At 38.4% G+C, this 7268-nt stretch carries 5 protein-coding genes and 2 pseudogenes; all 7 read right to left on the bottom strand.

The window, feature by feature from the left end; genetic code table 11:
- Positions 1-100, bottom strand: a pseudogene (locus tag F607_RS33775) (IS200/IS605 family transposase); the annotation flags it as partial.
- A gap of 135 nt (positions 101-235) precedes the next feature.
- Complete coding sequence (locus F607_RS0123190; protein WP_027709978.1) at positions 236-1612, bottom strand: hypothetical protein; 1377 nt, start codon at positions 1610-1612, stop codon at positions 236-238.
- 632 nt (positions 1613-2244) lie between these two features.
- Positions 2245-2538, bottom strand: a complete 294-nt coding sequence (locus F607_RS0123185; RefSeq protein ID WP_027709977.1) for a carbon storage regulator — start codon at positions 2536-2538, stop codon at positions 2245-2247.
- A 690-nt stretch (positions 2539-3228) separates the two neighbouring features.
- Positions 3229-4104 carry a PEP-CTERM sorting domain-containing protein gene (locus F607_RS0123180; RefSeq protein ID WP_027709976.1) on the bottom strand — a complete coding sequence of 292 codons (876 nt, stop codon included), beginning with the start codon at positions 4102-4104 and terminating at the stop codon, positions 3229-3231.
- 298 nt (positions 4105-4402) lie between these two features.
- Positions 4403-5752 carry a Xaa-Pro dipeptidase gene (gene pepQ / locus F607_RS0123175; RefSeq protein WP_027709975.1) on the bottom strand — a complete coding sequence of 450 codons (1350 nt, stop codon included), beginning with the start codon at positions 5750-5752 and terminating at the stop codon, positions 4403-4405.
- A 3-nt stretch (positions 5753-5755) separates the two neighbouring features.
- Complete coding sequence (bioA, locus tag F607_RS0123170) at positions 5756-7045, bottom strand: adenosylmethionine--8-amino-7-oxononanoate transaminase (protein ID WP_027709974.1); 1290 nt, start codon at positions 7043-7045, stop codon at positions 5756-5758.
- Between the two features lie 48 nt (positions 7046-7093).
- Positions 7094-7268 (bottom strand): annotated as a pseudogene (locus F607_RS36225) (IS982 family transposase); the annotation flags it as partial.

Raw genomic sequence — 7268 nt, 5'->3', positions numbered from 1 at the left:
TTCTGATTTTACCGTAAAGTATTTTTCTTCTTCCTTTTGGCACAAAAACCAAATGGTACTTACAATCCCATTTAGAATGACTTAAGCTTTGATATGACATGTGCATTGTTTCCTTTTATGTGGGCCGCCAAGCCACTGGAAACTTTACACATGTCTTCTTTCTCCATAAAACTGAATCTAGAGGCCAAGCCTTGAGAGTCACACTAGTCAAACTAGTGGCTTACCTGTCAACGAGTTACTTTACTTTTTTATAGATCACTGAAATTTTATTAACTTTACCTTCTTTCACAGCAATTTCATTTTGAGAGATAGTAGGGGTAAATTCTTTATTATTTACAGAGTAAACGCTTGCTTGAATTTTATACTTACCTGATATTACACTTAAAATAGTTGTTTCAGCATGACTTATTGGGTACTGATATACTCTCTTCATCTTCGTACCTTTAAGGCTTAACAATGGTCGTGCGCCCAAGGGCAAGCCCGTTACTTCAATCAGTATCGGCACCAACGTTTTACTTAATTCTGATTTTGTTGCATACTGTAGTGAAAATTTATCTGCAGAATGATGATTTGCAGTAAACTCATAGGGGCGTTTATGTGTTATATTCGGCAAGTATTTAGTGCCATTATAAGTAAAACTAGTCGCCCACAAGCGGTAACGATGCCCCATAATAAGGTTATTCAAAACAAGCTCTTCTCCCCAGTTAATGACCTTCGTTAACGGAAGTCCACCTCTAGTTAAGTTTTGTAAGTATATTTTTTTCTCAACATTGGCTGATTCTTGCTTGTGCGGCATTGTTATCGTAAAACGCGTTACCGTATCTATATAACGTTCATATTCTAAAGATAAAGATGCAGACGGTGACGTATGTGTGAGAGCTACATGCTGGTCTCTTCCTCCAGGGTAGTGCTCTAATGGGTTAGTATGAATAGCATAGTCACCATAAGGTAATTGATCGATAATATACGTTTGCCCCCAGTCAAGACTCACTTGTTGGTGATAACCATTTTCACCAAAAACCTCAATACTAGGCGCTTGACTGTTTAATAAGGCTTCTGTTGGTAATGGGGTTTTTATGAGCAGCTGTCCAACTTTCATTGGAGGAGATGGCTCCAATAAAAGCTTAAGCGATGTACGCACATCCTCAAGTTCAATGCCTAACGGTGCTTCAAAAGTCAACTGAATGCTTGCACCCGGTTTTAAACTCGTTTGCTCATCATCAATGTGCGAAGACTCAACACTGTAAGCAAGGGTAAGCAAGTTTTGATACCCCTTAGGATGGCGTTCAGAGACAAATATTTTATTCTCTGGCCATCTAATTGCGCCAAAATCACCATCAATACTTTCTAAACGAAAGGGCGTTATGAATTGAATTACACTATTTCGTAGATCAATAGCTGTTGATGATGTATTTGTAATAAGAAATGTATACAACAGTTGGTTAACAGACCCAAAAGCACTATCGCTAATAGCAACTAACTGGGTACTAATTTCAGCAACTTCAGGCTGAGCGACTACTGTACTCCTCTCAGTAGAAGCAGTGGCTATGCCTTCATGAAATATTAAGCATAAACTTATACAGCACAGTACTCTTTTTAAACTTAGATACATTTACAATTATTCTTTTCACTTAATGATCAGTGCTATACCCACAGTGAAGGCTTTTTTGGCGCTAGTCTGATCAGTTAAGACTAACTGATAGCAACCACAACTGTGTTTTAAAAGGGTTTGTCAGGCGGTTATGTTAATGAGCGGCTAGGATGACAGTTAAAGGCTCCTCAGCAATTACTCTACTACATGAAACCCACGTTACTATATATAAACAGCATTATACATAAACTGCATTCAGACCATTCTCAATGGTCAAGAACGCTGATCTTGATGCCTTTTGGAATACAACAACTCCTACTAATCTGTCTGGAACACATTAAAACAGCTTCACTGGCCCATTAAGGTAAGCGCTATGGATAGCGCATATAAATATAATTGATTGGTGAAGGATATTTAATATGTTCAACACAGACAAAACCGTAGTACGGATTTTACTAAACCAACTCGTATATGAAGTGTCTATATAACAACGTATGATTTACCTCACAATTCTCTTTCAAGAGTAAGCAAATATCATGTATTCGATAGTCTTGCAAGTGAACTATAAAGCCATAACATGGCTCTTAACGCTTATGTGACAAACAACACAATAATTATATATTTTGTCAGTTATCAACACCAATGTTTAAATGTCATCTTTTTTTAAAATGAATTTTAGCTTTATTAGATTCTGAACGATTATATCGATAAGGCTTTTTAGTAATACGACCTGTTCGTCTTCGCCTAATTTTTGTGAAATATTCTTTTAAATCTTTTTCAACCCGATCTCGATCCTCATAAATTTCTAACCGCTTGATCGATACTTCTTTGGGAGCAAACGTTTTAATTTTAACTCGCTGCCTGCTTTCGCAAACAGACTCAAACACTATCAATATATCATTGCCAATACAGATAGCTTGATCACTACTTAACGTTAAACTCAGCATAAAAAGTCCCTTTATGAAGTGTATTTCGTTGGTAATGGGTATATAAGTATTGTGATTTTTACCCCCAAACAAAGTTTTTTTAGGGAACCCTCAAGTGATGAACCTCCCAGAACTTAATATTAATAAGTGACTGAGGTATAAAACACCAACAACAAACCCCAAAAATGATTTGTAAAGGGTATAGGTAAACCCACAAACAATCCTAAAAATCATCAATGAAGGATATCAAACAACCTAGGTCTTATTTTATTGAACCATATTTTACTTGCTGTGCTTAACCGCATAGTTATACAAAGAACATCAAGAATGCATCAAAGTTTACACTTTATATATAAAAGTACACGCTATACTGTCCATTCGTAGCTACCAAGCCTCACTAAATCAGATAAAACAATCACATATATTTTTATTGTTGTAAAATTCACTTTGATGGAAAGTTAACTTACGATTTTCAAAGGCCTTCCCCCATTTCAAGGAAATACAACAAATTACCTTTTTAACGTGATTGAGGTATAGCGGAAAGTTGGTTTGCAATGCTTAAATTTGCGTAGCCTCTACTCATCGCAAACTATTTTTTTATATTCATTTGACCTGCTAAGGTTAGAAGAGAAAAAACTGGGAGGTTAAGCACACTCCATTGTGCTTATTAACGCCTACTTATTAGTATAAACAAAGCAAGAGAAATCAATGTTAACGCTTATCTGTAAAAGCGTAAGTCATTCGACGACGTTGCGAGAAAAGCAAAGCCCCTAAACCCAGAAGCATTACTCCATAAGTACCAGGCTCAGGTACAAATAGAATGGTTGGTGATAACTCTGTTTCTCGCGTCCATGTAGTAGACCCTTCTGCAATCGGTTCGGGTGCTACTATAGCTGCCTCATCAATGTTGGTATCTAAACGCCACATAATACTGATAGGTGGAGTAAGGTTGAGAGCCCATATATCGTAAAACGCATTTTCACCCGCAACAGGTTCAGAGAAATTGAAGAACTCTTTAACAAATGTTGAGCACGCTGGCTCACACCAACTGTAGTCAACGATTCCTGTCAATAGTACATTTGTGGGTTCAATCATACTTGATGTAAGGTCTAATTCTAATACTTTAGTATCGGTACCCATAAAGTCATCAAAGAAGATACTTGCGGAACCTGAAGTAAAGACTGCCGCTAACTCATCAGGAATACCACCAGGGCCTACGACGGAATAACCACTGATTGTATAATCTATATCTAATCCCCAGTCATTGTTAAAGCCTTCTAGTGCAGGCCCAACTAAAGCAGTTGCAGAACTCGTCTCTAAAGAACCAATATTTGAGGTGCCAGTATCAACTACTTTGTCACCAGTATCCAATATTGTATCATCACCACCAAAAATATTATCATCAATGGTATAAGTCGAAGTGGCAATTACACTAAATAATAACTTTTCAAAGTCATCAGTTCTGGAATCTGCATCTACTGCATTAAAACTCGTTCCAACATCAAGAAAAATATTATCTGCATACGTCATACCGCCACTCAGTGCAGTTAATGCGCAGGCATAAATCAGTGGTTTCAGCTTTGTCATTTTTTTACCCTTTATAGAAGCTCATGCTACCTCTGCCTAATAACAATTACTGTGCCAGAAAGGGTAATATCAACTAAGCCTTTGTCTTTACGAAAAAAAATATATTATTTCATGATTGCTACATAACAGTTTAATTTAAATGTGTAAAAACACACGACAAATACTGCAATAAAAAACACAATATAAAGAAGTCATTTTTATGAATTAAATATTTCTATAAAGATAGAATTATACACAAAACCAGCAAAACCACTTTATTTTATTAGTAGTTTTGCTGGCATAGAAAATTACAAAAAAATCACAGTTCGAACATTAATTTAAAAGCATTCCGCGTAATATTTTCAGCTCCATGTTCATTGATAATAATGGTATCTTCAATACGAATCCCCCCAAAACTACACAATGCATCAATCAATGCCCAGTTAATATGCTTAGTATGTGTACTTTGATGTAACCTCTTTAATAGCATTGGAATAAAATAGATTCCTGGCTCAATGGTTGTAGCAACATTAATATCTAACGGTCGTAATAAACGTAAAAAAGGATGTTTAGAGTGTGTCGCTAACATTTCACCACTGATATCTCTCTGCCTCCCACCAATATCATGGGTTTGTACACCAATTAAGTGGCCAAGTCCGTGTGGAAAAAATACCTGGGTAATATCATCTCTCATTATTTGTTCTACAGGTAGATGAACTATTTCAAACTGATGTAACAATACAGCTATCGCTTCATGCATTTTTTCATGTAAGTCAACAAAAGAAATTCCAGGTTTAATTTCTGAAATTATTTTTTGCTGAGCAAGATCAAGCGCTTGGATAAGCTCACCAAAAACATGTGACTCACCCGCACAATAAGTACGTGTAATATCTGCAATATAACCATTATATACTGCGCCCGCATCTAACAAAAAGCTGTTTATTTCTGCAGATGCACATGTTTGGTAATGATCATAATGCAAAATAGCACCGTGATCATTAAACGCAACAATACTATCATATGGCAACTGACTTTCTCTTAACTGGCAGGCCAATAAATAAGCACAATGTGTTTCAAATTCTGTTTTTCCTGAGCACCAGGCTTGATAAGCCGCACGATGTCCTTTAACCGCCCGAATATTCGCCATTTTTAAGCAATGCTGCTCATACTCTGTCTTATATGCCCGCATATATTCCAAATTTGCAAGCAATGTTTTCGGGTTAATATGCTGAACAGGCCAATCAAATAAATCATCGGTAATTTCACCAATAAACGCTATTTTGTTCCAATCAATAACTAATTGTTGCCGGACTTCAGATATAGTGCGTACAATTTTAATATCCCATTCATTGATCCAAAAACCTTCAGGTTCAGGTGGAGCAGCATGCCAAAAGTCCTGCGGCTGCAGAAAAAAAAGTGTAGGTTTAATACCTGGAGTTATCCACAACATGCAGCCTGGTTGCTCTGATAATGGCAGCCAATGTTTAAAGTGAGGATTAGCTTTAAAGGGATAATTGTTATCATCACGAAATGCTACAGGTGATGTCCCTGAATAGATAAGTACGCCATCAAATTTATTTTCATTTAAAATTTTTTGCAGTCTCTCCATTAGCACAGCGACATGCGTCTGGTATAAAGTTTGCCAGTCATACGATCCTTGAGCTTCCATTAATCATTCCCCTAACCGAGTAATCACGTTGCAAATTCCTTGGCAAAGCAAGGCAAGCTGCTCTTTTGAAATAATATAAGGTGGCATAACATAAACTAATTTACCAAAGGGGCGCACCCATATCCCCTGCTCTACAAACATCGGCTGAACCCTATGCATATCAACAGGCTGTTGTAACTCAACAACACCTATTGCCCCTAAGACTCTAACATCCACCACCTGAGGTAAAGAGGAACAGGGGGCTAAACCCTTTATAAGTTCTTGTTCTATCAATGCAATAGTGCTTGACCAGTTTTGTGCCAAGAGCAAATCAACACTGGCATTAGCAACACTGCAAGCAAGAGGGTTTGCCATAAACGTAGGACCATGCATCAACACTCCATCCTTGGAAATTGCCTGGCTGACCTCATCCGAGCACAACGTTGCCGCAAACGACATGTATCCGCCTGTCAGCGCTTTCCCCAAACACAAAATATCTGGCGCTACGCCAGCATGCTCACAGGCAAACAGTTTACCCGTTCGACCGAACCCCGTGGCGATTTCATCCGCTATGAGCAAAACCTGGTACTTGTTACAAAGCCTTCTAATCTCAGCCAAATATTCTGGTGCATAGAAACGCATCCCTCCTGCACCCTGGACAATAGGCTCAATAATAAAGGCTGCTATTTCTGCGTGATGTTGCTTGAATAACTGTTTTACCGCAGCCAATTCTTCAGGTTGCCATGCCCCTTTAAAGGGACTTTGAGGTGCTGGAGCAAAGAGCTGCTTTTGGAGCACCCCCTGAAATAACGTATGCATTCCCTGTTCAGGATCGCAAACAGACATAGCAGAAAAAGTATCACCATGATAACCCCGCTTTACTGTCAGCAAGCGCCTCTTCAGGGTATTTCCTGTTGCTTGCTGATACTGCAACGCCATTTTAATAGCCACTTCAACGGCCACTGAACCTGAGTCAGAAAAAAAGACCTGTTGCAGAGGTTCTGGAGATATTGCAATTAATTTTCGGGCCAGCTCAATAGCAGGCTTATGGGTTAACCCACCAAACATCACGTGCGCCATCAGCCCTAACTGCTGCTGAATAGCCTCATTAAGTTTAGGGTGGTTATAGCCATGAATGACCGACCACCAAGATGCCATACCATCTATCAACTGTCGTCCATCATTCAGCGTCAGTTGAACCCCTTCAGCGGAAACAACTGGAAACATCTGATAACGGTTTTGCATTGAGGTATAGGGGTGCCAAATATGGTCGGCATCAAAACACAGGTCATCCTCAGACAGTTGTGGCTTAATCAAATGTTTACTCCTTTATCTACCTACCATAACGCGATGCTCGACTTTTTAGCCTATTAATTTAGCTAACTGAAGAGGAGCATTGCCTTGGTTCCTATTAAATAATACACACAAACTGTGTGATAATAGCTTGCGGGTAATTCGATTAGTCAAGCTCCATAGTGTTCTGCCTTTGGTTCGCTGAATATTAAACCTTTCTACTAGCTGACCAATCGTTGTCTCC

This window comes from Zooshikella ganghwensis DSM 15267 (genome assembly GCF_000428585.1).
Classification (GTDB): domain Bacteria; phylum Pseudomonadota; class Gammaproteobacteria; order Pseudomonadales; family Zooshikellaceae; genus Zooshikella; species Zooshikella ganghwensis.
Note: the sequence above shows the minus strand (reverse complement) of the source record. Positions and strands in the feature narration are given on the sequence as shown.